The following is a 26,980-nucleotide window of genomic DNA, read 5'->3' on the forward strand; positions in this document are numbered from 1 at the left end:
AAACTCTTAATTACCTAACAACTTCACAACAAACAGCATGAGTAACATGAACAACATACTAGTCTTCCTCGCCGAGGGCTTCGAAGAGGTCGAGACACTCGCCATCGTTGACGTACTCAGACGTGGCAATCAACCCGTTACCACAGTATCCATCACAGGCTCTCTCGCTGTAAGAGGCTCGCATGATGTGACTATCCAAGCAGATATGCTCCTCGAGGAGCTACAGAGCGGTGCGCTCCCCAAGGCTATCGCCCTACCTGGCGGGCTGACCAAGCTCAATGAGTGTGAGCCACTCCTCGAGCTGATACGTCGTCAGCACGAGGCGGGCGGTACGATCGCTGCTATCTGTGCCTCTCCACGAGTACTAGGCGCAGCTGGTATCGGTGACGGCAAGATGCGTGCGACCTGCTATCCAGGCATTGAGGAGCAGGTACCAGGCTTCGTCTTGACAGGTGCCGATGTAGAGGTGTGCGGACATATCGTCACGGGACGTGGTCCGGCGCTGGCACTGCCCTTTGCCTTCAGACTACTCGAGGAGGTAGCGGGTCGTAAGACCGCCGAGCAGGTCGCCGAGGGCTTCCTCTACAAACTGTAGTTATCTAGTCTCCTAGTGACACTAGAGGCACTAGGAGCACTAGGGACTCTAGCCAATGGCCAATAGCTAACAGCCAATCATGCGCGTCTTCTTCAAGTTCGTCCGCAAGGAGTTCATCCACATCTTCAGGGATCCGCTTACGCTGATGCTCTTGATAGGCATGCCCATCGTCTTGGTGCTAGCCTTCGGCTTTGCGCTCACCTCTGAGGTAAAGCAGATCGATGTGGTCGTGGCGACACCGACGCGCACCCCTTTTGTCGAGAGACTCTTCACACATCTTGACCAGAGCGATGCAGTAGGCTCCGTGAGCCTGATCACACCATACGAAGATATGGACGAGGCACTACGCACAGGCGCAGCACACGTCATCATCGTCTTACCGAACGACATAGACAAAGAGCTGCTCGCAGGCACTGAGCCTACCGTGCAGCTCCGTCTTGATGCGAGCGATCCTAATACCTCAGCACTCATCAGTGCGCAGATACAGGGGCTTATCTACACGACTGTGCAGGAGTACTTAGAACAGTTTGGCGCGCTCATGGCGATGCGTATGGCGACCATGAGACCTTACCAGATAGAGACCTTCACGACGCTACTCTACAACCCCGAGATGCGGGCACCCTACTACTTCGTGCCAGGCGTCATGAGCTTGGTCTTGATGATTATCTGCGCCCTGATGACCTCTGTCTCGATCGTTCGGGAGAAGGAGTTTGGCTCTATGGAGGTCCTACTCACCTCGCCCGTCAATCCGATCACCATCCTGCTCTCTAAGACCGTCCCCTACTTCACGCTGAGCATCTTTAACGTGGTCACCATCTTACTCTTGTCACGCTTCGTGCTGGGAGTGCCGCTACTAGGGTCGGTGAGTGCCATCTTCTTCGTGTCGCTCCTCTTCATCCTCGTGTCGCTCCTCCTCGGCATGCTCATCAGCACCATAACGGACAATCAGACCGCCGCCATGCTCATCAGTGGCGCGGGACTACTGCTCCCCGTAGCGATGCTCTCGGGCATGTTTTTTCCGATCGAGAGTATGCCGATAGTGCTACAATACTTCGCCCGTGCGATCCCCGCCACATGGTACTCCATAGCGGTCAAAAAGTTGATGATACAGGGTCTCGGCTGGTCCTCGATCCTCTGGGAGTCGCTCATCATGACGGGTATGAGCGTCGTACTAGTCATCCTAGCGCTGCTCAACTTTAAGAAGAAACTAGAGTAAACCCTCCCTGATATCCTATGCTACTAGCTCTCATACGCAAAGAGATATACAACCTGCTCCGCAATAGGTTGCTACTCGGGATGGTCGTCATGTACCCTATCGTCGTCTTGATGCTCCTCCCCTTTGCTACGACTACGGATATCAAGAATCTGCAGACCGTCGTCATCGATCACGATCATACGTCGCTCTCACAGAGACTACAGCAGCAGTTCTTTAGCTCGGGCTACTTTGTCAACGCTTGGCAGGGCCAGCTCCCCCCTACCCTTCAGGAAGGTATGGAGCTCATAGAGGAAGGTCAGGCCGATCTCATCATAACGATCCCGCCACGCTTTGAGGAGCAGCTCATGCGTTATCAGAAGGCTCAGATCGAAGCACGGATCAATGCCTTTAACGCTACAAAAGGTGCCGTCGCCGGGGGTTACACACAGCAGATCGTACAGCAGTTTGTCACTCAGCTCAACGAGTCCACAGGAATAGAGGAGCTAGCCACCATACCGATCCGCATCGTTGAGGTCAACCGCTACAATCCTCAGGTGAACTACAAGAACTATATCATCCCCGGTCTTGTTGCCATGCTCATTACGATGACCGCATTCATCCTCCCAGCACTCAATATGGTGCAGGAGAAGGAGGTCGGCACCATCGAGCAGATGAATGTCACGCCGATCCACCCGCTCATCTTCATGCTCTCCAAGGCACTCCCCTATATCGTCATATCGATATTCATGGTCTTCCTGGCGCACCCTATCGTCGGACTGCTATACCGCTTATGGCCCCAAGGCAATGTCGGGATGATGATCGTCGGCACCATGCTTTACGTCCTCGCTATGAGCGGACTGGGACTCTTCATCACCAACTTTGCGCATACGCAGCAGCAGGCGATGTTCTCCTTCTTCTTCGTCTTGATGTTTTTCATCCTCCTCGGTGGGCTCTTCACCCCGATCGAGGGAATGCCATCGTGGGCACGTGCCCTAGCCGTGTCGCACCCCTTCACGCACTACAGTATCTTGATGCGCACTTACTACCTCAAGCCAGTCGCCTTCACCGAGCTATGGCGCGAGCTGACGGCACTCTCTGTCTTTGCCGTAGTCAACGGCACGGCCGCCATCCTCACCTACCGCAAGCGCGCTTAGCGACAAAGGGTTGAGACGCTCCTATCCCCTTTTTTCGTACCTTTGGAGATGGTTCGTCTGATCCATGGGCTATCGCTCATTTTGTAGATCAGCACTATTTACTAAACACACACTATAATCATAATGAAGAAAAACTACACTTTACTCCTACTCCTCGCCATGACTCTGCTAGGAGTAGCTACACAGACGAAAGCTCAGGCACCGCTCATGGAGCCCAGCGTCGATCTCACCTTCATCACCGATGACGAAAACGCATCGCTGCTCATAGGCGTCATCGCACCCGTCGACGGCTGCTGGATAGACCTCAATGGTGACGGTCAGTGCCAGGACAATGAGAAGATCCAAAAGGGAACGGAAAAGAGACCTATCGACCTGCCCAAAGATCTGACCAAGACGACTATCTATGGTCCGATCACCTACCTCAATCTCAATAAGACAGCCCTCACCGCTATTGATCTCTCTAAGATCAATACCCTCGAGGAGCTATGGTGCTACCAGACAGGGATCAAGGAGCTCGACGTGACTGGGCAGCCTAACCTTAACAAGCTCTTCTGCCACTCAACTGTGATTAAGGAGCTAGACCTCTCAAAGAATCCTAAGCTCAAAGAGCTTGGAGTGCAGAATTGTATTCTCAAGGCGATAGATCTCTCTAATCTACCAGAGCTTGAGGTGGTTGTACTCAGCGGTAATAAAATCAGCTCAGTAGATCTAACACACAACCCTAAGCTAAAGGTATTCCATGGTGAAAAGATGGCGCTTACCTCACTAGATCTCTCTAAGTGTCCCGAGCTTACCCTCATACAGTGCAGTCAGAATTATGATCTCAAGACCGTAGATCTCTCTATGCTACCCAATCTAGAGGTATTTAAGGCTGACCTAATAGGGATGAAGTCACTAGACGTCTCGCACAACCCCAAGCTCAAGCAGCTACACCTCGGAGGGAACAAGCTGACCACACTAGATCTATCAAAGAATCTTCTACTAGAGGAGCTGAATCTCAATAACAACAAGAAGCTCTCCTCGCTTGACTTCCTCTCTAGTCTTCCTGAGCTAAAGATGCTTACGATCAAGAAAACAAACCTTACCGTCGATCCAGACTTCTCAAAGAACACCAAGCTCGAGTACATCAATATGGCTAGTTGTGGATTTAAAAAGATAGATCTCTCGCACAATCCTATGATAAAGAGGCTCTACTGCGAGAGGAATGAGCTCACCGAGCTAGACCTGACGAAGACTCCCCTACTGCGAGACTTCATCGCCTTTGAGAACAAACTCACCAAGCTAGACTTCTCCGCTTGTAAGGAGCTTCAGTACGCTGACATCACCGTCAATGCCATCGATGAGCATGCTATGCAGGTGATTGTGGAGTCGATCCCCAAGTTCGAGCTACTGGATGCAAGCTTCCTCGCTGCAGGCCGATTCATCGCCATCGACATGGCGGAGACAGAGGAGAAAAACGACATTACCGATAGACAAGTCAAGGTCGCTACCGACAAGGGCTGGGTGCTCATGAATGGTAATGCTGGTGATCCACAGCCATACCCTGGTAGAAGTACCGTCTCCGTGACACAACTCACTACGGCCGAGACAGCTATCTACTACAACTCCGCAGACGAGCGTCTCTACGTACGTCTCGCTGAGGACATGCCCGCTACCCTACTGAAGGTATATGCAGCCTCTGGTGAGGAGCTCCTGAGCGAAGTGTACGACCAGGACGATAGCTCTATCTACGTAGGCTATCTACCACAAGGAGCCTACATCGTACAGGTAGGAGATGCCACCTACAAGTTTGTCAAGAGGTAGCAAACCCTCACCGCTTATAGTCCAAATCATGACATAGGTCAGGAGAGCGTCACAAGAAGTGACAGCCTCTACAGATATCCACGTGGGAAATATCAAATCCCCACGTGGATATTTTTTATTCTCCACGTGGATATCCGCTTTTTCTGAATCAAGCTCGTCTAAGGCTAGAGAGATTCTATCTTATCTTCAGCACAGAATTTTCCCAACCCTTCGAACTAGTAACTTAGCCATTGCTCTCTGATAGCGTATTTTCCACTCCAAATTGCAATTTGGAGTGGAAAATACGAGTCATCAAAAACATCATTCTTGAGAAATTGCATTAGTGGGTGGAATGTACGGGCGGTCGGGGTCGGGGTAGGTCATTTGTTTTTGCAGCGAGAAATTAGTACCTTTGCCCCAAATGTACAGCTACCCATAGCTATAACGACATACTGGATGAGTTATAAACCTAGATCTATCAGACTGCTCCTAAGCACCTTCCTGCTCGCATTGCTCCTGAGTCAATGTGCAGCCAAGAGTCCCAGCGGTATGACTTCTAAGCGCCCTATACTAAAGCGCCCCCCCATACATCGTGTAGTGGGAGATACAAAAGCGCAAACGGCACACGAAGAGCTGGTCGCTGATCTGATCGATACAGGCAAGGAGCTACTAGGCAAGCCGTATGGATATAGAGGTAATCTGCCCTGGCGTATGGACTGCTCGGGCTTCGTATCATACGTATACTCACGATATGGTATCACTGTGCCACGTGGATCCGCTACGCAAGCAAACTATGTCAAGCAAATCAAGAGAGAGGAGATTTTACCGGGAGATCTACTCTTCTTCAAGGGGCGTAATCGCAACAGCGCGCGTGTGGGGCATGTGGCGATGGTCATCGATGTCGTAGATGGCGATCCGGTTATGATGCATAGTACTAATAGCCGTGGTATCATCATCGAGCGACTGAGTCGCAGCGCCTACTTCTCCAGTCGCTATCTGAGCGCTGGGCGTGTGCCTGAGATGAATGACTTGATCGAGGAGGGCTCTGTGATGGTACCTGAGCCAAAGCTCTCACCTATCGCTCCTAACCACAAGCTTGATCCCGTAGATATAGACCGAGAGAACCTCCTACCAGAGATATCTGTAAGTGGTCCTATACAGTGGCGCAGATAGGCTCTCTGTGAGACTGAGCGATGCGGTCTCGCGCTCATTGACATCTATCGCAATATGAATCAATACCTAATCGTCGGGCTCGGTAATCCTACGGAGGAGTATCGTGGCACGAGACACAACATAGGCTTTCGTATGGTGAGCCATCTTGCTGACAAGCAGGGATGGACATGGTCTACGGCTCGCCACGGGGAGATAGCCTCAGGACGCATTAAGAATGTCCAGCTGACGCTCCTCAAACCATCTACCTATATGAACCTGAGCGGCACAGCCGTGCGCTACTGGATGCGGGAATTGAAGGTGCCGATAGAAAACATCCTCATCTGTCTCGATGACTTGGCACTCCCCTTCGGCACGCTTCGTATGAAGCCGGGCGGTAGTGCAGGCGGGCACAATGGTTTGAAGCATATCACCGAGCTACTCGGCACGGATCGCTATCCACGACTACGCTTTGGCATAGGACATGACTATCCGAGGGGTAAGCAGATAGAGTATGTGCTGGCGCAGTTTCCCGAGGGGGAGCTGGCTGACATGCCTCGCCTTCTAGAGCGTACCGATGAGATGATCGAGAGCTTCTGCCTGATAGGTGTGGAGCGGACGATGAATAGCTTTAACTAGTCAAGCCATGAGCAGACCTGTACGGATCGATAGCTTCCTCTGGGCGGTGCGTATCTTCAAGACGCGCTCCATAGCGCAGGATGCTTGCCGCAAGGGTAGGGTAGCGATCAATGATGTGACTGCCAAACCGGCTAAGATGGTCATGGCGGGCGACATCATATCGGTGCGCAAGCCTCCGGTGACGCTATCCTTTAAGGTGTTGCAGACCACGGCCAATCGTATGGGTGCTAAGCTCGTCCCTGAGTATATACTCAATGTGACGCCTCCTGAGCAGTACGAGCTGCTAGAGATGAAGCGTATGTCGGGCTATGTGGATCGTGCACAGGGCCTTGGCAGACCGACCAAGCGTGAGCGACGGGACCTAGAGCAATTCCTCCAGGCACCAGTCGTGGAGGCACCTCTAGAGGAGTGGGATGATGAGCCTCTCGACTATGATGAGCCACTCGACTACGATGAGGAGCCAGACAGTCCCTCGTCAGATCTCCTCGACTGGGACAACTGGTAAGCAGCTGCTGACGAAATGCAGTACACGCCTCGCATACTGATCATTCATAGAGCACTGGCTCCCTATCGGATAGACCTCTTCTCTCACTTGGCCAAGCGGTACGATGTAGAGCTATACTTAGAGTATGGTCAGCCACTAGAGCAAGACTTTAACTTAGCACAGCAAGGGGAGCGCATACAGTTTGACTATAAGCTATTAGCCCCTGGGGGGCGTCTCTTACCTAATCTGCGTCCCGAGATTCTGCGTATCTTGCGCAAGCCGTATGACCTGATCCTCTGTAGTGAGTTCAATCTCCTGACAGGGATGCTCTACCTACTGCGTGGACGCTCCGCACGTCCCCTACCACGGCTGGTCTCTATCTGCGATGACAATATGGTCATGGCCGAGGCTACTATCGCTGACTCTTCCTACTGGTCTAAGCGCTGGCTGCTAGATCGCATCGATGGGGTGATCCTATGCAACGAGCAGGTGAAGGATCGCTATCGAGATCTATACCATGGAGAACTATCGAAGTGGCACTACCTACCGATCGTACAAGATGAGCAATACTTGCAGCGACAGGTCGCACTAGCAGAGGCGCAGACCACAGCACTACGCTCCCGCTATGCTCTCCCTGACGGGCGGGCGATAATCCTCTACGTGGGGCGGCTTGATAAGGTAAAGAACTTGCCACGCCTCCTAGAGGCTTTCAGACTAGTTATCGACGAAGGGCTAGACCTCCAGCTGCTGATGGTGGGCGATGGACCGATGGATGCGGAGCTACGTCAGCAAGCTACGATGCTCAAGCTAGAGGAGCGTGTCACATTTGCCGGCAAGCAACAGGGGAGTGACCTCTATGCGCACTACGGCCTTGGGGATGCGCTGATACTGCCCAGTACAAACGAACTCTTTGGAGCTACGGTTGCCGAGGCACTGGCCCTTGGTCTCCCAGTAGCGGTGAGCGAGGTAGCGGGCTCCTGCACACTCGTTCGCTCTGAGCGGGAGGGTTACAGACTGAACCCGCTAGATACAGAGGATATAGCACGAGCCTTGCGGCATCTCTATGACTTGATAGGGGAGCGCCGTGATGGAGTCACGAGGCATTCGCTACTGCCCTACACTTTCGACCAATATATGTCGCAACTAGACGACTATCTAGACAGTTTGATCGCTGAGCGCTATAAGTAGATGATACAACGCTATAGAAGTTCGCTCCCCGCACCGCTGGCACTCCTTACGATGGTAGTCGTCTGGCTGCTCTGTGCCGTCATACAGTGGTACTTGCTCGCTCCAGAGCTTGATAGTACAGCACTGCTCGTGGGCTTTGTCTCTCACTCCCTGGCGCTCGTAGCTACGCTCGGACTGTCAGACCGCATAGCCATACAGCTCCTCCTCATCACGCCTCGTCAGCGAGCGCTCTTACAGCTCCTGCAGACGATGCTCTTGGTGCCACTCACCGCATTCTTTACGCTCAGCTGGTCCGTCTGGGCGCTCCCCGCATTGCTCATATCGCTCTACCTGCAGATGCTCTGCTACAATCGTCCTGACCGGCGCCAGACGCTCACCTTCGCAGGACTCATGATGGGCATAGCCGTCCTGCTCTATCCTCCGTTACTTCTGATCGTACCGCTGAGCTTGTCGCTCCTTGCCTTGATGAAGGTGCGTCGACTGCGCGCCTACCTCGCCTATCTCTGTGGCTTCATAGCGATCCTCTGGCTCGTACTGCCTACGCTCTATCTCTGGCAAGGTGCTACGCCACTGCTAAGCCTCTACGCACAGTTACAGATCAGCGTAGAGACGCTCCTAAGCCCCGCTACGCCCTTCGAGTGGATAGGGTGGGGTGTTATAGCCCTGCTGCTTATTATAGCGCGTATCGGGCTGGAAAGCATTCGTGGAGGTAGTCATGTCGTCACCTGGTACCGACAAAGAGCGCTACTTCTGATGACGACCCTCGTCCTCCTGCTGGCACTGGTACAGACAGAGACGATGCGCTCCACGCTTCTCCTAGCCGTACCGCTGGTCATCATACCGATCACCCCCTGGGCGGGTCAGCTCTCTCGCTATGCGTGGCGCTACCTGCTTCCGCTCCTCGTCCTCCTCGTCACGACGCTGCAGCTCCTCCTCGCCGGTCTCGTCGTCCTCTAGCTCAAACTTAGTTTGTCGTGTCCCACTTAGCGGAGGAGCGAAGCTGGCATCATAAGCATCGCTCCTATCGTCCTGTCTTAGTAGCATATACGAGTTCCAAAAATAGTTCCCCTCTTGGAACTTTTTAGTTCCAAGGGAGGAACTTTTCAGTTCCAGCGGAGGAACTCTTCAGTTCCAAGGGAGGAGCGTTTATCAGATGGTACGGATTCTTATTCACTTTAGGAGATATAAGCGCATACAAAAGGAGGCTATCAACTAATGTGACAGCCTCCTCTCGTTCTTGTTGTCTAACTTCTGTCTAACCGTCAAAGCGTTGCGCTCATTGAGCCTTGCTCGTGCGTAGCTCTTTCCAAAGATCTATGACGAGTAGGGCAGCGACGACGCAGACGAATGGTAGTATAGCTGCCTGTGCCCAGGAGAAGTGGGGTAGGAGGTCTGTGCAAAGGTGACAGATATTGAGCAGTAGGGTGAGACAAGCGAGTACGAAATTGACGATAGTGCTCCAGCGTCGCTTGCCGTAGCAGCTACAGAGCAGACCAACGAGTGGTACTAAGTAGAGTGCCCATCCCGTGAAGGTTGTCATGGCTGGGAGCATCTCTGTGGTCATCTCTTCCGTTGCTACGCTGAGACCAGCAAAGAGTGGCATCAGCTCACAGAGCGTGTGGAAGATGTATCCCATCGGGATGAAAGCCCATAGGAGGGCGGTGCGAGTTTGTCTATTCATAGTTTGTTTAGAGCTTTATGATTTTATAGATGCCAGCAGGTGTAGTCACTACGGGCTTGTTGCTGCCCTGCCCTGTAGCTGGGTCGTAGCTGTAGAAGCCCAGACCGTCTTTAGCGTGTATGCCGAAGTAGATCTTGCCGTTGTAGGCGATGGTGGCATTAGCACTCCAGCCACTAGATCCGGGCAGTGGGAGTATCTTGCCCTTGCCACTATTGAGGTCTAGCTCGTAGGGGACGAAGTCTTTGTTTTTGGTAAAGGTCTTGTCGTTGGGATCGACAACGAGCGAAGGCTTCTCCAGGAAGAAGTAGACCTTGCCCTTGTAGTAGGTCATCGTCATACCATAAGAGGTAGGCTCTGCGCCATCAGCTTTGGTCACGGAGACGTAGTACTCCTTGTCAAAGTCGGTCTCGCCCTTTTTGACCCGTAAGATACCCTCAGGCTTGCCAAACATGGCACTGCGAGGTCCTGAATAGAAGTATATGTTACCTGCCTCGTCGAGGATGGCACTGGTGTGTCCGACCATGCCAAGGCTCTGTACGCGAGCGTCCTTGATGACCTTCTCGACCTTGTCCGTGGCGACATCAATGACCGCCACAGAGGCTGGCTCATCGTATAGCTCCATCATGGACTTTGTCTGATTGAGACAGAGGAAGAGCTTGCCATCTCGCACGATACCAGTCCCAGCGTCGGGATCTTTGTCAGGAGCCTCAGCCTTGGGGTCTGTAGCAGCATAAGGAGAGAGGTCTATCTCGCCCATCTCCTGCATGGTGGAGGGGTTAAAGATGACGAGCTGACCACGGCTAGCGCAGGTCACGCCGTAAGCCTTCGTATCGCTGGCGAAGATGACCTCAAGGACGTTGGGAGAGCCCTTGAAGGAGAGTGTCGCAACCTCCTGTAGCTTACCATCCTTCATCTGATACTTGCGTAGCGTCTGCTCGCCACCAAAGCCATACATACTGCCTGACATGGCGTAGATGTAGTCGCCGTACTTCTCTAGAAAGAGGTGCCCCACGGGGAGGGTCTGTGAATTGTCAAATGACGTCTGCACGCCCTCTGCGAGGTCGGCTAGGGGCGTGAGCTGGAAGGCATTCTCCACCTGTGAGGCGTAGATAAACTTGACTCCCTGCGTCTGCGGAGTGTTTTCCTCCTTTTGACATGAGCTGAGTGTGACTAGCCCTAAGAGGGCGGTCATGATTAGTAAGCTAAGATGCTTCATCGTTCTATTATTTATTAGGTTTATAGTCATCTTGATTAGTTAGAATGTAACCTGGAGCTTGGCACGTAGTGAGCGTGTCGGGAGTGGGTACTGATACTCCGCCCACTGCCTTGTGTTGAAGAGGTTGTTGACCTCTAGAGCTAGGTGGTAATGCTGAAAGAGCGTGTACTGCACTCCCATGTTGAAGTTCCATCGGCGAGGTACCTGTAGTCGGCTCACCTTGCTCGCCTCCCACCCATAGCTAAAGGGTGCCGTGTACTCGCACGCTATAAAGCCCTCGCCATGATCATCGGAGAGGAGTAGCTGGTCGCCCTGCAGACGGATCTCCGCATTGCCAAAGAGGTAAGGCATGTTGGGTACACGATAGTTGTAGTGGAAGTTCTGACCGCCCCCGATCGCTGTCTTCATCTTGTCACGTGCATCTTGATATGTGATGTTGGTGCGAATGGTCAGCCAAGGGAAGAGGTTGGCATAGAGCTCCGCCTCTACGCCTGCTATGCGCACCTGACCGAAGTTTGTGTACTTCATGATAAGGCTCTCCATGACTAGCTTGATCATATCCCTCACATTCATATAGTATCCGTTGAGGTCGATGCGACAGTTGGGATAGTCGTCAGGGTTGCAGAGCCAGTTGACGCCTAGGTTGAAGTTAAGGCTCCGCTCCGGTGCTAGCTTAGGCGAGGGGTAGATGAGTACACCGTCACCGATGATCTCCTCGGCACGAGGGGTGCGCATGGTGTATTGCGTAGAGCCTTTGAGCGTGAGATTGGGGAGAGCCTTGATAGAGATAGCCTCGCTACCGCCCCATACGGAGCGTGAGCTGGTGAGTGGAGCGTCATCCTGCTCGTAGATGGTGAAGCCCAGGGGAGATACTGCAGAGTAGAAGTAGACATGCTTCACACCCAGTTCATTGGTAATGCGCTCGTCCCATAGCTTCCATTCGTGTGTCAAACCTGATATGAGAGAGTGTATATACCCAGGGTAGCCACTCACAGCGAGCTTGGTATATTTGCTGGCTAGCTCATCGTGGGGATCACGTCGAGCGAAGCGGTAGGAGATATTGCCTAGGAGACGATGAGCGGGCGACAGCTGGTAGCGCAGGTTTAGCTGCTCCTGTATGTTGATGAGCTGGTCATGTGAGTCATTGGGCATGCTACCTATCTCGCCTTGACCGGAGCCACTGGGGAAGGTGCGCCCAGCGAAGTCGTAGCAGTAGTGTGAGGTGTCCACGTGGTTCAGCAATTGGTACGCGACGATACTTGTCGAGCTTAGATAGAGCTTGCCATCTAGTATGCTCTTTGCGACTGATAGCGCACCCTGTAGGCTCGTCGTGTGGGTGTGGGCATGCTGGATGTTGTTTTGCAGATTGAGGACACCTCCCTGTATCTCCTGATAGGTGCGATCAGCACCTAGCGAGAGCGACAGATGGTCTATCCACGGCTTGTGCAGGGATAGGGACAGAGAGCCTCCATAGCTCGCATAGGTGTCATGATCTCGCCGTACCACCAGTCCTTGCTCAAAGGGGGAGTCAAAGGTATAGTCATTGTCCGTGTAAAGCCCTTGGAGAGCAAGGGAAAGGTTCAGTCCGAGAGCGGGCAAGTACTTATTGGCGCGCAAGCTCCCCTTGTGCGTATGGAAGGAGCCTACTTCATAGGAGGCGCTTAGATGGTCTTGTTGCTCCTCGTGACGCAAGATTATATTGATTGCTCCACCTAGTCCCTCGCCACCGAGCCACGAGGGGATGATCCCCTTGTACACCTCTACATGATCTATCTGGTCTACAGCAAAGGCATCAAGACTAGTTTGATCAGAGCTCCCGATAGGTACCCCATTGACAAAGATAGCAATGCGCTTGCCGTCTAGCCCCTGTATGATCATACGGGAAGTACTCCCGATGCCACCCGTGCTGGTCACCTTGACCCCCATAGAGCGGTTGAGTACCTCATTGAGCGAAGAGACCGTACCGTGCAGCTCTCGTGTGTCGATGACGGTGATGGACGAGGGGATCTCACGCAGTCGCTGTGTCTGCCCCTTACCGTGAACGAAAACTGTGTTTAGCTCCGCCGTAGCACTTGAGAGGAGGATACGCTGAGGAGCTTGGCTCGCCCGCTTGCTACTATAGCGGAGGGTGTAGTCTTTGTAACCTACATAGCTTACCTTGATATGGTACTCCCCTTTGGTTGGTAGAGACAAGGTGAAGGCACCATCAGCATCTGTAGCTACGCCTTGATGTAGCTCCTCAACCCACAGTGAGGCACCGATGAGTGGCTCATGCGACGTAGCGTCTAGCACCACAGCGCTGTAGGTGCGTCGCCCAGGATTGCTCTGAGCGACGAGCGTGTAGACGGTCGATGATAGTGCGACTAATATGAGGCTATATACCGTGCGACCCAGCCAAGAGCGATGATGCGGATAGGTACTCATGCGTGTTGTAAACAAAACTTTATGTACACGCAAAAGTACTAGCTATTCTCCTCGTTCCCAATACCTAAAAGTGGGTAATTGCTGCGGTCTGTCCGTTCTTACAAAGGGTCGCTCGTGAGATTTGCGGAGTCTAGGACCCGCTGAAATGTTTGCAGGCTACAGACTAATGTTGGGAGCTCTAGAGTGCCGAGCTCAACATGAGTCTGTAGCCTGCGATAGTATCTTTGACTGGTCTATGAACGAGACCTTTTTTGACCCTGATTAGGCAGCGGGTCGCGAGCAGAGATGCATTAGAACTCGCTGGTGAAGTGGAAGCGGATGTGCGGGAAGTCTTGCTGTGCCATCTGCAGGATGTAGCTACTCTCCGCTAGGTAAACGTCTCGACCTGCATTGTCTAGAGCCATATATTGAGCTTTGCGACGCTTGAAGTTGGCCAGCTCCTCAGCATTATCGCTCTCGATCCAGCACGCTTTGTAGAGATGCAGCGGCTCCCAGCGACACTCGGCACCATACTCATGGAGTAGGCGATACTGGATCACTTCGAACTGAAGTTGACCGACGGTACCGATGATGCGTCTGCCGTTGAACTGATTGACAAAGAGCTGCGCTACACCTTCGCCCATCAGTTGGTCGGTACCCTTGATGAGCTGCTTCTGCTTCATCGGGTCTGCATTCTCAATATATTTGAAGTACTCAGGACTAAAGCTTGGCAGCCCCTTGAAGTGAAGCATTTCGCCTGAAGTGAGGGTGTCGCCGATACGAAATAGGCCCGTGTCGGGGAGTCCTACGATGTCACCAGCATAGGCGTCATCGATGACCTCTTTCTTATTGGCCATAAAGGCGGTGGGGGAGGAGAAGCGCACCTGCTTGTCAAGGCGTGTGTGACGGTAGTAAGCATTGCGCTCGAAGCGTCCTGAGCAGACCTTCACAAAGGCAATACAGCTGCGGTGGTTGGGATCCATATTGGCGTGGATCTTGAAGACGAAGCCGGTGAAGGTCTCTTCGTAAGGACTTACCTCTCTCTCCTCGGCCTGTACGGGCTGGGGTGAGGGTGCGATACGTACGAAGGTGTCTAGTAGCTCACGCACACCAAAGGTGTTGAGTGCCGAGCCGAAGAAGACGGGAGCCTGCTCACCAGCGAGATAAGCGTCGTGGTCGAACGTGGGGTAGACGCCCTCGACCATCTCGACCTCCTCGGCGAGTCGCTCGGCAGCGGCGGAGCCGATATGCTGTACGAGGTCGGGCGAGTCGAGGCTCTCGATATGGTGGAGGTCCTCGACGACATGCTGCTTATTGGGCGTAAAGAGGTTGAGCTCGTGGTCGAAGATGTTGTACACGCCCTTGAAGCGGTCGCCCATGCCTATGGGCCAAACCATCGGTGTAGTCACGACGCCGAGCTCTCGCTCGACTTCATCGAGGAGGTCAAAGGGGTCTAGTCCCTCACGGTCGAGCTTGTTGATGAAGACGATGACGGGTGTGTGGCGCATACGACATACCTCCATGAGGCGACGCGTCTGCTGCTCGACACCCTTGGCGTGGTCGATGACGATGATGACGCTATCCACAGCGGTGAGCGTGCGGTAGGTGTCTTCGGCGAAGTCTTGGTGACCAGGGGTATCGAGGATGTTGACTTTGTAGTCCTTATAGTTGAAGCCCATGACACTGGTTGCCACGGAGATACCACGCTGACGCTCTATCTCCATAAAGTCACTAGTAGCACTCTTCTTGATCTTGTTGCTCTTGACGGCTCCAGCTACGTGGATGGCACCTCCGTAGAGGAGGAGCTTCTCGGTGAGGGTTGTTTTACCCGCATCTGGGTGCGCTATGACGGCAAAGGTGCGACGACTACGTATTTCTTTTTCTAAAGGGGTGGACATCGTAAGATGATTAGCTATTGTACTTGTAAACGAGCTGACGAATGACTTCGACAACCTCTAAGGTGCGGGCGCCTGTCAGCGTGCTATCGTTGGGCAGGTAGAGTAGATCGGGTGCCATGCTCTGCGCTACGCCACTGACTACACTGCTGTAGGCGTGGAGTGCGGGCAGCTCGCTGAGACTCTCTAGTGGCGGTAGGAGCGGGACGAATCGCTCCTCCTGCAGCGCCCGCCCGAGCTCGTGACGAGAGAAGTGAAGCATCGTGGGCTCGATATGTATCGGCTGACTACTATAATTAGGTCGATAGCTGTGCGGTGCGTCTTCTGGCCAGCTTAGATAGCGGAGACCGAAGGCTTGCGTGAGGTACTTGCGGTAGAGCTTAGCCATGAGACGCTTTTTCTCTATGACCTCTTTGAGTTGCGCTAGCTGAGGCAATAAGACTGCCGCCTGCAGAGGGGCTAGCGGATAGGGGCGTAACCAAGCTTCGATCGAGAGCTTCTCCTGAGCACTCCAGCTATGATAAGGTGCATCGATGGAGAGACTACGGTTTTCGGACCAACTGAGCGCGCCAGCCATCCCAGCCTGTATGATCTCGCCCGTGGAGAAGGAGAAGAAAGAGAGCTGCCCCCAGGTACCACATGCTCGCTCATCGATAGAACTCCCGAGCGCCTGCGAGCAGTCCTCGATGATGGTCATATTGTACCGTTGCGCCACGGAGCAGAGGAGCTCCATATTGGCGGGGATGCCGTGAGCATGCGCCACAATGATGGCGCGGGGTAGGGGAGTGCCCGCATTGGTCATGCGCTCGAGATGCTTGCCGAGGAGGAGCGGGTCCATCGCCATGTTGAAGGAGGTGACCTCTACAAAGATCGGACGCAACCGCATCGCAAGCAAACAGTCGACATACTCCTTGCGCCAGTAAGCTGGCACGAAAAGAGACTCACCCTCCCGCAACTGCAACATGCGCAGCGCAGCGGTAAGTGCTACCTGTGGCGAAGAGGTCAGATGGATCGTTCGCTCGACACCCAACAAACGGCGGAATGCTTGCTCAAATCCCGTACAAAGTCCCGAGTCGGTCAGAAAATCGTCAGGAATTTGCGCTTTAATGGCCTCTTGTGAGGGGTAAACGCCTTGATAGTTAAGTTGTTCTGTCGATATTGGAGGCATCTTCTGTAGTTTCTCGTTTTGGCTAGTTTCGGGCCGTTTGGCTCTTTTGTTGCTCTCTGTGGCTTTGCGGTGAGCAGATTTGGCAAAAAGCTATGCCCCTCTCCACTTTCATCGGTGTGGTGGGGCATAGCTTTTTAATTTGTCTCTTATCCCTCGATCGCCTTGAGGAGATTCTTGCCAAGACTGCTTGCACCTAGACGGAAGAGCTCAGGGGTGAGCCACTCCTCGCCAAGGATCTCCTTGACGATGCAGTAATACTTGACCACGTCCTCTGGCGTGCGGACACCACCGCTCGCCTTGAAGCCACGACGCTCACCGTGCTGCTCGTAATACTTGCGTAGCGTCTGACACATAACGTAAGCGGCCTCCAGTGAAGCGCCTGGATACTCCTTGCCTGTGGAGGTCTTGATGAAGTCTGCGCCTGAGTAGAGCGACAGGATCGATGCAATCTGTATCTGACGTGGATCAGCGAGCAGACCTGACTCGATGATCACTTTGAGGTGCGCTCCACGCGCTGCGTCCTTGAGCTCCTCGATCTCGGTGCAGACGCCGTCGTAGTCTTCTGATAAGAAGCGGTTTAGGTTGAGGACAACGTCTACTTCGTTGGCACCCTCGGCGACAGCCATAGAGACCTCAGCAACTTTGATCTCTGGGAAGGTTTGGCTAGCGGGAAAGCCTGCAGCTACCGAAGCAATGCGTACATCGGGACAGGTGAGCGTCGCCTTGACCGTAGGCACCAGAGCGGGATAAACGCAGATGGCGGCTACGTTGGGTATGTCGGGATGGTTAGTCTCGAAGTCGTTAACTCCAGCGACCATCTTGGTGACGCTCTCGTCGGTATCACCTCCCATCAGCGTGGTTAGGTCTATACAGCTGTAGAGTAGCTTGAGGACCTCTGGTGTGTAGCACTCCTTATAGTGCTTGTCGATGATTGCTTGTACCTTGGCGGTAACATCTCCCTCGATAGGTTCGTAGAGCGAGATTGCTTTATGGTATTTGTCTATCTGATGCATTGGTTTGTATTGTTTGAAGGTTTATTATTCTGTTGTATCTGCTTGCTTAGAGCGTAACTTGTCGTTGTTTAAGTGTCTGGTTGCGTCGCGTTTTGTCTTCTTCTGGAGGTTCTTTTCAAGTGCCTCCTGTAGATTGACTCCGCACTGGTTGGCAATGCAGGTGAGCACCCAGAGCAGGTCTGCCAGCTCGTCCGCAAGGTCGAGATGATCGGACGCTTTAGCACTCTGCTCACCGTAGAGCCGTGCCATAACACGTGCCACCTCGCCCGTCTCCTCCGTGAGGATCGCCATATTGGTCAGCGGGTCGAAGTAGCGCACACCGTAGGTGCGTATCCACTCGTCGACCAGCTGCTGCAGCTCGTCTAGCGTCGTTTCTTTTACTTTGTTAGTAGCGTCCATTAGAGCGTGTCGGTGTCTAGGATGATGGTCACAGGTCCATCGTTATGTATCTCTACCTGCATATCGGCTCCAAATTTACCGGTTTTAATTGAATCTGAGCCCATGATGAGACGCATCTTAGCGACAAACTGCTCGTAGAGCGGCTCCGATACCTCACCCTTGGCGGCCTCAATGTAGCTCGGACGGTTGCCTTTGCGACAGTTTGCCATGAGCGTAAACTGGCTCACGACAAGCGCTTCGCCACCAATGTCCAGTAGTGAACGGTTCATTACGCCCTCCTCGTCATCGAAGATGCGTAGCTTGCACACCTTCTGGCAGAGCTTCTCGATCTGCTCGGAACCATCTTCGTAGCCGACGCCGAGGAGCAGGACGATGCCTTGCTGGATGCTCCCAACGCAGTTGCCGTCGATCGACACAGAGGCGTGGGTGACTCGCTGTAAAAGTGCTTTCATTCTGTTTCTTCTCTAGGTTGTTTCTGTAGATTCGTCGGGGTGTAGGTGATTGTACAGCTTGTTGCCCTTGCTCGTGCCGAGGGTTGCGATAAGCTCGGCACGACTAGCCTTGACGACTCTTTGGGGCGTCTTGAAGGCTTGCAGTAATGTCTCCTTGCTCCGTGCGCCAATGCCCGGTATCTCATCGAGGATGCTCTTCGTCTGCTGCTTCGAGCGACTATCTCTATGGAAAGTGATACCAAAGCGGTGCGCCTCGTCACGTATATGACAGACCACCTTGAGCGTTTCTGACCGACGATCCAAGACCAAAGGCTCCGACTCACCAGGGCGGTATAGCTCTTCGAAACGCTCCGCAAGACCGAAGACGCACACTTTGTCATAGATGCCTAGCTCCTTGAGCGTCTCGCAGGCGACATGCAGTTGCCCCTTGCCGCCATCTATGATGATCAGGTCTGGGAGCGATTGCCCCTCGTCCAGCACACGGCGATAGCGTCGGTAGATGATCTCACGCATCGTCCGATAGTCGTCAGCCCCGACGACTGTTTTCACATGAAACTTTCTGTACTCGCTCTTCGCTGGCTTACCATTCTTAAAGACCACGCACGCAGCCACGGGATTGGTGCCTTGTATGTTTGAATTGTCAAAGCACTCCATGTGGCGGGGTAGGCGATCGATGCCTAGATCCTTCTTCATGGTAGTGAGGAGACGTGTGGCTCGTTGCTCGGGGTTGAGCTTCTCCTGACGCTTGTAGCAGTCCCAGCGATAGCGTGAGACGTTGCGTTGAGCTAGCTCGAGGATTTGCTTCTTCTCGCCCCGCTGTGGTACCGTGATCCGATAGCTGTCGCTCTCCCACTCGCCAGGCTCCGCCAGGATTACCTCACGAGCTGTGCTGCCGAAGCGCTGCCTTAGTTCCTCTATCAGGTAAGTGAGCAGGTCGCTTTGCGTGGAGTCGACCGTTTTCTTGAAGGTTAAGTTGTGCGCTAAGACGACAGCCCCATGGCGTACCTGCATCATACAGACGAAACCATTGACATCGTCCTCATCGTATGCAAAAACATCTGCCTCGCGAATGTTTGGCGCGACAACATGCTTGCCCGAATAGCGACGTAGCGTCTCAATATTCTGACGATGCTGCTCGGCTCGCTCGAACTCCAGTCGCTCGCTCATGCGATTCATCTCCTCCACTTCCTCCTCTATGAGGATGTTTATCTCTCCCTTGAGGATGCGTCGGGCTAGCTGCACCGCATGGGCGTACTCCTCGGCCGAGACTAACCCTTGGCAAGGGCCACCGCACTTCTTGATGTGGTATTGCAGACAAAGATCCACCCGTCGCTCCCGCACCACCTCGGGGGTCAAAGCGTAGCGACATGAGCGTAGCTGGAGGACCCGATGAATTAGCTCAATGACGGTGTGCGCCATCGCCACATTGGGGTAGGGGCCGAAGTAGTCCCCCTTGCCCACCTCTTTTCTTGTGGTAAAGATACGGGGAAACGGCTCGTCCGTGATGACAATACGAGGGTAGGACTTGTCGTCCTTGAGTAGTATGTTGTACTTCGGCAGGTGGGTCTTGATCAAGTTATTCTCCAAGACCAAAGCTTCTGCTTCGGTATTGACCACAAAATACTCTAGTTGGCGAATTTCGCTGACCAATCTCGTCGTCTTTGGGTTTTTGGGCGAATTGTTGAAGTACGAAGAGACGCGGTTGCGCAGATTCTTCGCTTTGCCCACGTAGATGATCGTCCCGTTCTTGTTGCGGTACTGATAGCATCCTGGCTCTTGCGGGATGGTTGGGAGGATAGCTTTGATTTCGTCTCGGTTCATTTTGATTGTTTCACGTGAAACGGTGAGCTATCGTCCCAATAAAACTAGGAGTATGTTGATGTCGCTCGGGGAGATGCCTGGGATGCGGGCGGCCTGAGCGATGGTGGCGGGGCGGATGCGAGAGAGCTTCTCGCGAGCCTCTATGGGGAGTGCGGCAATCTGCTGGTAGTCGAGCTTGTCGCCTAGCGTCAGCGACTCGAGGCGGTGAAGCTTCTGCGCGGCTTGCTCCTCCCGCTCGATATAGCCTCGATACTTGATGGCGGTCTCGGTGCGAGTGAGAATCTCCTCGTCATCGCCGATCAAAGTTGCCACTTGCATGGCGAAATCGTCTAACTGGGCGATCAAACCGCTGAGCGAAACGTGCGGACGAAGGAGTAGGGTGATGAGCTTAGTGCCAAAGTCTAGTGGCTTCTCGCCTAGACTGGTGAGGTAGCCGTTGACCTCCTCCGGCTTGACAGAGTAGTTAGCACAGAGATTATCTAGAGCTGCTATGCCCTCTTTGATCTGCTCGAGGCGATTCAGTCGCTCTGTGGTAGCTAGCCCCAGCTGCTCCGCATAGGGCGTCAGTCGTAGGTCGGCATTGTCCTGACGTAGGAGTATGCGGTACTCAGCGCGTGAGGTAAACATGCGGTACGGCTCGTCGACCCCCTTGGTTACGAGATCGTCAATGAGGACACCTATGTAGGCTTCGTCTCGTCTCAGCACGAGCGGAGCCTTTTTTTGTAGAGCTAGGGCAGCATTGATCCCTGCGAGGAGACCTTGTCCAGCCGCCTCCTCGTAGCCAGTGGTGCCGTTCACCTGACCAGCTAGGTAAAGGCCAGGGACCAACTTACTCTCCAGCGTGTGGTGCAGGTCACGAGGGTCAAAGAAGTCGTACTCGATCGCATAGCCTGGGCGGTAGAGCTGTACATCTCGCAGTGCGGGGATCGTCTGTAAAGCTCGGATCTGTGTATCGATAGGGAGCGACGAACTAAAGCCGTTGAGATAGTACTCGTTCGTCTCCTCACCCTCGGGCTCGAGGAAGAGCTGATGGCGCGTGCGGTCGGCGAAGTTGACAATCTTCGTCTCTATGCTGGGGCAGTAGCGCGGGCCGATACTCTGTATCTGACCGTTGTAGAGTGGTGAGTCGCTGAGCGAAGCGCGGAGTATGTCGTGGCAAGCTTCGTTGGTATAGAGGATGTAGCAGGAGCGCTGTCGCAGATGACTCCGTTGCATCGGGAGGAAGCTGAATTGTCCTGCCTCCTCGTCACCTGGTTGCTCCTCTACGAGGGACCAGTCTACGGAGCGTCCGTCGATGCGGGCAGGTGTGCCCGTCTTCATACGATCCGCATGATGCCCCGCCGCTACGAGACACTCTGTGATGCCGTGGCTGGCCGGCTCTGAAATGCGTCCGCCAGGGATCATCGTCTTACCGAAGTGCATCAGCCCCCCGAGGAAAGTTCCTGCCGTGAGGATAACCTTTGCCGCTGTAAAGGTAATGCCCAACTGTGTCACTACCAGATGTTTACCATCCTCTGCGCCAAACTTTATATCTACGACGAAGTCTTGCCAGAGTGCCAAGCGATCCGTCTGATCTAGCTGGCCTCTCCATAGCTCCATAAAGCGCATACGGTCTAGCTGCGCTCGTGGGCTCCACATGGCTGGTCCCTTGCTACGGTTGAGCATGCGCCACTGTATCGTAGCGACGTCAGACAGTTGTCCAGTGTAACCGCCAAGTGCGTCTATCTCTCTCACTATCTGCCCCTTGGCTATGCCGCCCATGGCGGGATTGCAGCTCAGCTGCGCCACTTTGTTCATATCTCCCGTGATGAGGAGCGTCGAGGCACCCATGCGCGCCGTAGCGCACGCCGCCTCGCAGCCAGCATGCCCTGCACCAATTACGATAATGTCAAAGTGAGTCTTCATTGTAGATCCGTAGCCTCGGCTGACCTGTATCAGCCTCATGCAAAGGTACGAATTTAGAGGTTAGAGATTGGCCGTTGGCTGTTAGCTCTTGGCTGGGTAAATTCAACGTCGGCTCGTTGCAATAATTTGGAGTTGATTACATATCGATGCGGCGCGGTGTCGGTGAAAAGTGATTTCCACGTGGATATTTCAAAATCTCCACGTGGAGAATAAAAAATTCTTCGGAGGAATCAAATGAAACTTCGGAGGAATGAAATGAAACTTCGGAAGAAATGATTCGCCCCCACGTGGAAAAAGAAAAATATCCACGTGGAAATTTGAGATTCCCCACGTGGATATTCGATAAAGGAGAGAATCGGACGAATTTCCCCGTAAAGATATGTAAATAGAGATTAGAGGTTAGAGTTTAGAGGTTAGAGTTTAGAAGCTAGAAGTTAGAGATCCGATCACTCTGATAGCTCCGATGGTTCCGATAGCTAACAGCCAATCCATGGGTGACACACCATTATAGTGAACTCATCCAAGCCTCGCTTGTTGCTCATGTGTAGCTCCTGACAGAGCGATTATAAGGCGTCAGAGATTAGATGCGCTCCTGTGTGAGACTGTTGCAAAAGTCAACAGTCTCGTGTTTAACTGGGGTGGGGTGCGTCACGAATCATTTTCGTAAGTTTGCGGAGTCAATCGATATAGGCAACGAATAACAAACTATGAGACGACGCTTACTATGGATAGTTATGCTACTGGTAGGGTGCGGAGCCCTCTTTGCTCAGCGTAGCTACACACCGTCGCCATGCAATCTGCAGGCGCGAGAGGCTTTTGAGGAGAGCCGACTAGGCATCTTCATTCACTGGGGGCTGTATAGTATGTATGCTCAGGGGGAGTGGTATCTCAACTCTGGCAAGCTCAACAAAGATGAGTATGCTAAGGCTGCTTCATGCTTCTACCCGATACGCTTTGATGCTACGGCGTGGGCTCAGGCTATCAAGCGCTCAGGCGCACGCTATGTGACCTTTACGACGCGGCATCATGATGGCTTCTCGATGTATCATACGGAGACGAGTGACTACAATATTGTCGACGCTACCCCCTTCGGGCGAGATGTGCTAAGTGAGCTTGCCGAGGCGTGTAAGGCCGAGGGGCTCAAGCTGCACCTCTACTACTCGATCCTCGACTGGATCCGCCCAGACTATCCGCTAGGTAGGACAGGACTGCACACGGGGCGAGTTATGGCGTCTGACTATGACTCCTACTTTGCCTTTATGAAGGCGCAGCTCCACGAGCTATTGACCCGATACGGCGAGGTAGGGGCTATCTGGCTAGATGGTTATTGGGATCACGACAGCGACTCGATCCCGTTTGACTGGAGGATGGAGGAGCTATACGCATACATTCATAAGCTTCAACCCTGCTGTCTGATAGGCAATAATCATCATATCTCGCCGCTTGAGGGCGAAGACTTTCAGATGTTCGAGCGCGACCTGCCAGGCGAAAACAAAGCGGGTCTCTCGGGGCAGCAGATCAGCCACTTGCCTCTCGAAATGTGCCAAACGATGAATGGCATGTGGGGCTATAAGGTCGCTGATACAAACTACAAGAGTACTGCCGAACTGGTCGAGCTACTAGTCCGCGCTGCTGCCAAGGGAAGCAATCTGCTACTCAATGTGGGACCACAGCCCAATGGCGAGCTACCCGAGCAGGCCATCGAGCGGCTCAACGGGATCGGTAACTGGATGGATCGCTATGGAGAGACGATCTATGGGAGCCAGGCAGGGCTCATTGCCGAGCAGCCTTGGGGTGTCTCCACAACAAAGGGGGCGAAGCTCTACCTCCATATCTTTGAAGATGTGGAGCAGATCGAGATCTCTCTGCCGCAGACCCCAACGGCTGTGGTGGACTATATCACACGTGAGCCGATAGCCTATACGCGTACTGATAGTGGCGCGCTGCAGCTGACTATCCGTCGCCCCGCAGGTCTCATCGACTACGTGGTCGAGGTCGCGCTGTGAGCGAGTCCCTGCGCTCTACACTCGCTTGACAATCATCTAGCTAGCGTAGCGACATTCAGTGAATGTAGTGACCCCTGCAGGAATGCTTTAGTATGCACTCCTACAGGGGTCGCTCTATAGATGGAATCTGCGTGTGTTAGTCCGCAGTCTGGGAGACGATGAAGCTCATCGGATAATCACAGGCATTAGTACCGTCTTACCATCACGCTCGGTGATCCGTGCTACGTAATGTCCTGCTGGCAGCTGTGCTACGGAGATGGTAGTTTCTGGCATGTCGGTCTGCGTTGTGTCTACCAGTGTGCCATCGCTAGCGAAGATCTCGATAGTGCTGCCGATAGCCGTGCGGACGGTAATGTAGTTTGTTGCGGGGTTAGGAAAGAGCGCGACAGAGGCGTCTGTTGGGGATTGCAGAGCAGTCTCTTTTTCGAAGATGACCTCTACGTTAGTCTCCTGAAGCACTTCGAACTCCATCCCCTCTAGAGGCTTTCCATTGACGAGTATCGACTGGATTTTATAGCCAGCTTCAGGTGTCACAGATAGCTGTAAACGGACACCCATTGGAACCTCGTTGTAGGGCTGATAGTTTACAATAGAGGCAGTGCCATGCTCTCCTACTGTGAGGTGTACAGGACACATCGTGTAGCCCGCAAATTCGATATACTTTGGCTGAGTCTTGGTGCTTTGGAATACTTTCCAAGACTTTTGAAGAAGAGTCACTACTTGATCTGTGGAGATGGCATTACCATAGAGGCTGTCTTGAGCGACTACATAAAACTCTCCTACACCATACTCTAGGTTAGGAAGCTGATCGATGAGAGCTTGCATCTTATCACCTCTGATCTGATTGCCCTCTATATCTAGAGCTACAAGCTCCTCGCACTCAGTAGGCAGGGTTAGCTCGGTGAGCTGATTATAGGGGAGATATAGCATAGAGAGGTAAGATAGAGAGGTGACATCTACGCTACTCAGCCCGCATCCAGATAGATTGAGCCAGAAGATGCTACCGCATGGGGTTAGGTCTAAGTCGGTTATGGGGTTCTCTGCAAGGTTGAGCTGTGCTAGATCAGGACAGCCTGTGAGATCGATGGTGGATATGTTATTGCCAGCTAGGAGTAGCTTGGTCAACCAATCGAGACCTTTTAGATTGATGTTGGAGAGATGATTGCCATTGAGATTTAACTCTATAAGCTCAGGTAGGTTTGTGGGGTCAAAAGCCTTAAACTGGTTGTTTGCTAGATATAGGAAGCTCAAGTTCCCGACAGGCGAACCATCGAAAGTGCTCAGTTGATTGTCATTACAGTTGAGCAAGGCTAGATGAGGCGTATTTGATAAGTCTATAGTCGTCAGTTTGTTGTTAGACAGATCGATACGATTCGTTGCTGACTGAGGAGCGAAGGTTATCTCTGTGAGCTTATTATTCGATGCATTGAGATTATCGAGAGCTGGCTGGTGTGATAGATCGATCGTTGTGAACTGATTGTTTTGCATCCACAGCTCCTCAATGAGCGGATTGTGAGAGAGGTCTATCTGAGTCAAGCTGTTGTCACTAATGTTTAGGCTCTTCAAGCTTTGGAGAGCGGATACGTCTATGTCTGTCAGGGCGTTTTCATAACAGAATAGCCTCTCTAGATCTCCATATATTGTGATGGTTTTAGCCTCTACGTCATGTTTGCCATCAGGGAGACCTCGCTCATTGTCTTGACAGATGCCATCGTTGTTCCAATCGATCCATACCTTGTCTTGTTGTGACTCATCAGCTAGCTGTGCAGATATAGTCCACTGAGAGACACCGCTAGTCGTCAGGGTCGCATGGGGCATAGGTAGTGTTATCTCATCATATCCCTTGTAGATACGCCAATTTTTGCTTTTAGCCTCTCGGATGGCTTGCGTAGACACTTGATTTCCTTCGGGGCTTGTAGTACTTGTTTTGACAGCCTTGAGGGTACCAGACTCTTGTCCGGATAGATCGGGCAGGCTCTTGATAAAGCTATTAAAAGCATCCTCTGAGAGTTGATTGTCATAGAGTTCGATCTTCTTAATAGGAGCCGATGGATTGACTAGAAGCTTGGTTAGGCTGTTTTCGCTACAGTCTAGAGCGTTGAGAGCAGTTGCTGTAGAGAGATTTAGCTCAGCTATTTTATTCCTCCAGCAAGAGACTTCCTCTAGCTTGGTCAGTCCAGACACGTTGAGTGTCGTGAGTTGGTTTTTGTGAGCAGACACCTTGACAAGATCTGCACAAGAGGTGAGATCCAGCTGTGATAGCTTATTCTTGTAGCACTCCAAGAGCTTGAGGTGTGTCATGCCACCCAGATTTAGCTGTGTTAACTCATTGCCATCACATACGAGCGTATCGATTAGGGTCAGACCGTTCATCTGAAGGGTCGTCAGCCCCGCCTCTGTGGCATCTAGTATGCGTAGCTTAGGACTACTTGTCAGGTCTAGAGAGGGTATGCTATTTGTGTGGCAGATGAGTACCTCTAGCTCTGGAGCGTGGAGCGTGAGAGACGTAAGCTTGTTCCAAAAGCATCGTAGAGCCGTCAGGTCGCGGCCGTATACCTTGACCGACTTGCCCTCTGTCGTGTAGCTGTTGATCTTCGTCGGCATGTTAGGGTCTGTAGAGACCTGTCGCTCAGTGATTGAGCCATTGCCATAGTCGACTCGGATAGAGCCAGAGCGAGATGACACCCATAGGTTAAGTTCTGATCCCGTCGCATAGGTGCCATTCATCTCTGCAACAAGGTCTTCTTGAGCTGTCAGAAGCATGCTTTGCGATAGTGACAGGCAAATAAATAGGATGCATCCTAGCAGTAATCTAATCCTTTTCATGTTTGTTTG

General features: G+C 52.8%; 21 protein-coding genes. 10 read left to right on the forward strand and 11 right to left on the reverse strand.

Features of this window, described 5'->3' with window-relative positions; all coding sequences use genetic code 11:
• Positions 1 to 46 precede the first annotated feature (46 nt).
• From Q2J34_RS03205 to Q2J34_RS03245, 9 genes are all read left to right on the forward strand, one after another.
• A complete protein-coding gene (locus tag Q2J34_RS03205) occupies positions 47 to 595 on the forward strand; it encodes a DJ-1 family glyoxalase III (protein WP_300969255.1) in 549 nt (182 codons plus the stop codon).
• A gap of 79 nt (positions 596 to 674) precedes the next feature.
• Positions 675 to 1,811, forward strand: a complete 1,137-nt coding sequence (locus Q2J34_RS03210; protein WP_298889285.1) for an ABC transporter permease — start codon at positions 675 to 677, stop codon at positions 1,809 to 1,811.
• A gap of 17 nt (positions 1,812 to 1,828) precedes the next feature.
• Positions 1,829 to 2,944, forward strand: a complete 1,116-nt coding sequence (locus Q2J34_RS03215) for an ABC transporter permease (RefSeq protein ID WP_298889286.1) — start codon at positions 1,829 to 1,831, stop codon at positions 2,942 to 2,944.
• 123 nt (positions 2,945 to 3,067) lie between these two features.
• Complete coding sequence (locus Q2J34_RS03220; protein ID WP_298889288.1) at positions 3,068 to 4,747, forward strand: hypothetical protein; 1,680 nt, start codon at positions 3,068 to 3,070, stop codon at positions 4,745 to 4,747.
• A gap of 528 nt (positions 4,748 to 5,275) precedes the next feature.
• Entirely contained in the window at positions 5,276 to 5,899 is a 624-nt protein-coding gene (locus Q2J34_RS03225) for a C40 family peptidase (RefSeq protein ID WP_298889290.1), read from the forward strand.
• A 54-nt stretch (positions 5,900 to 5,953) separates the two neighbouring features.
• Positions 5,954 to 6,514, forward strand: coding sequence for an aminoacyl-tRNA hydrolase (gene pth / locus Q2J34_RS03230; RefSeq protein WP_298889292.1), 561 nt, complete (start codon positions 5,954 to 5,956; stop codon positions 6,512 to 6,514).
• Between the two features lie 7 nt (positions 6,515 to 6,521).
• Positions 6,522 to 7,019, forward strand: a complete 498-nt coding sequence (locus Q2J34_RS03235; RefSeq protein WP_297167369.1) for an RNA-binding S4 domain-containing protein — start codon at positions 6,522 to 6,524, stop codon at positions 7,017 to 7,019.
• A 15-nt stretch (positions 7,020 to 7,034) separates the two neighbouring features.
• Positions 7,035 to 8,186, forward strand: a complete 1,152-nt coding sequence (locus tag Q2J34_RS03240) for a glycosyltransferase family 4 protein (RefSeq protein WP_298889295.1) — start codon at positions 7,035 to 7,037, stop codon at positions 8,184 to 8,186.
• Positions 8,187 to 9,143, forward strand: a complete 957-nt coding sequence (locus tag Q2J34_RS03245; RefSeq protein WP_298889297.1) for a hypothetical protein — start codon at positions 8,187 to 8,189, stop codon at positions 9,141 to 9,143.
• A 319-nt stretch (positions 9,144 to 9,462) separates the two neighbouring features.
• Here the strand turns inward: Q2J34_RS03245 and Q2J34_RS03250 are convergent, their stop codons facing one another.
• The 10 genes from Q2J34_RS03250 to mnmG all read right to left on the reverse strand — a co-directional run bounded on the left by Q2J34_RS03250 (position 9,463) and on the right by mnmG (position 22,139).
• The gene (locus Q2J34_RS03250; RefSeq protein WP_300969256.1) at positions 9,463 to 9,867 is read right to left on the reverse strand and encodes a hypothetical protein; all 405 of its coding nucleotides are present in this window, start codon (positions 9,865 to 9,867) and stop codon (positions 9,463 to 9,465) included.
• Positions 9,868 to 9,874: 7 nt separating this feature from the next.
• On the reverse strand, positions 9,875 to 11,083 hold the full coding sequence (locus Q2J34_RS03255) for a DUF4374 domain-containing protein (protein ID WP_300969257.1): 1,209 nt from the start codon (positions 11,081 to 11,083) through the stop codon (positions 9,875 to 9,877).
• Positions 11,084 to 11,122: 39 nt separating this feature from the next.
• Positions 11,123 to 13,522 carry a TonB-dependent receptor gene (locus Q2J34_RS03260; protein ID WP_300969258.1) on the reverse strand — a complete coding sequence of 800 codons (2,400 nt, stop codon included), beginning with the start codon at positions 13,520 to 13,522 and terminating at the stop codon, positions 11,123 to 11,125.
• 275 nt (positions 13,523 to 13,797) lie between these two features.
• The gene (locus Q2J34_RS03265; protein WP_300969259.1) at positions 13,798 to 15,384 is read right to left on the reverse strand and encodes a peptide chain release factor 3; all 1,587 of its coding nucleotides are present in this window, start codon (positions 15,382 to 15,384) and stop codon (positions 13,798 to 13,800) included.
• Positions 15,385 to 15,394: 10 nt separating this feature from the next.
• Complete coding sequence (locus Q2J34_RS03270) at positions 15,395 to 16,549, reverse strand: DegT/DnrJ/EryC1/StrS family aminotransferase (RefSeq protein ID WP_300969260.1); 1,155 nt, start codon at positions 16,547 to 16,549, stop codon at positions 15,395 to 15,397.
• A gap of 146 nt (positions 16,550 to 16,695) precedes the next feature.
• Positions 16,696 to 17,562 carry a deoxyribose-phosphate aldolase gene (gene deoC / locus Q2J34_RS03275; RefSeq protein WP_300969261.1) on the reverse strand — a complete coding sequence of 289 codons (867 nt, stop codon included), beginning with the start codon at positions 17,560 to 17,562 and terminating at the stop codon, positions 16,696 to 16,698.
• A gap of 24 nt (positions 17,563 to 17,586) precedes the next feature.
• Positions 17,587 to 17,961, reverse strand: coding sequence for a nucleotide pyrophosphohydrolase (locus Q2J34_RS03280; protein WP_300969262.1), 375 nt, complete (start codon positions 17,959 to 17,961; stop codon positions 17,587 to 17,589).
• Complete coding sequence (dtd, locus tag Q2J34_RS03285; protein ID WP_300969263.1) at positions 17,961 to 18,413, reverse strand: D-aminoacyl-tRNA deacylase; 453 nt, start codon at positions 18,411 to 18,413, stop codon at positions 17,961 to 17,963. The genes Q2J34_RS03280 and dtd overlap by 1 nt, the downstream gene beginning before the upstream one ends.
• A gap of 12 nt (positions 18,414 to 18,425) precedes the next feature.
• Positions 18,426 to 20,234 (reverse strand): excinuclease ABC subunit UvrC, encoded by a 1,809-nt coding sequence (gene uvrC / locus Q2J34_RS03290; RefSeq protein WP_300969264.1) that lies wholly within the window; start codon positions 20,232 to 20,234, stop codon positions 18,426 to 18,428.
• A gap of 27 nt (positions 20,235 to 20,261) precedes the next feature.
• Complete coding sequence (gene mnmG / locus Q2J34_RS03295; RefSeq protein WP_300969265.1) at positions 20,262 to 22,139, reverse strand: tRNA uridine-5-carboxymethylaminomethyl(34) synthesis enzyme MnmG; 1,878 nt, start codon at positions 22,137 to 22,139, stop codon at positions 20,262 to 20,264.
• Positions 22,140 to 22,846: 707 nt separating this feature from the next.
• Between mnmG and Q2J34_RS03300 the strand changes: the two genes are divergently transcribed.
• Positions 22,847 to 24,145 carry an alpha-L-fucosidase gene (locus Q2J34_RS03300; protein ID WP_422763826.1) on the forward strand — a complete coding sequence of 433 codons (1,299 nt, stop codon included), beginning with the start codon at positions 22,847 to 22,849 and terminating at the stop codon, positions 24,143 to 24,145.
• Between the two features lie 165 nt (positions 24,146 to 24,310).
• On the opposite strand, the gene Q2J34_RS03305 is transcribed toward Q2J34_RS03300, so the two are convergent.
• Positions 24,311 to 26,908 carry a T9SS type A sorting domain-containing protein gene (locus Q2J34_RS03305; protein WP_300969266.1) on the reverse strand — a complete coding sequence of 866 codons (2,598 nt, stop codon included), beginning with the start codon at positions 26,906 to 26,908 and terminating at the stop codon, positions 24,311 to 24,313.
• Between the last annotated feature and the right edge of the window lie 72 nt (positions 26,909 to 26,980).

Source organism: Porphyromonas vaginalis (genome assembly GCF_958301595.1).
GTDB classification, from domain to species: Bacteria; Bacteroidota; Bacteroidia; order Bacteroidales; family Porphyromonadaceae; genus Porphyromonas; species Porphyromonas vaginalis.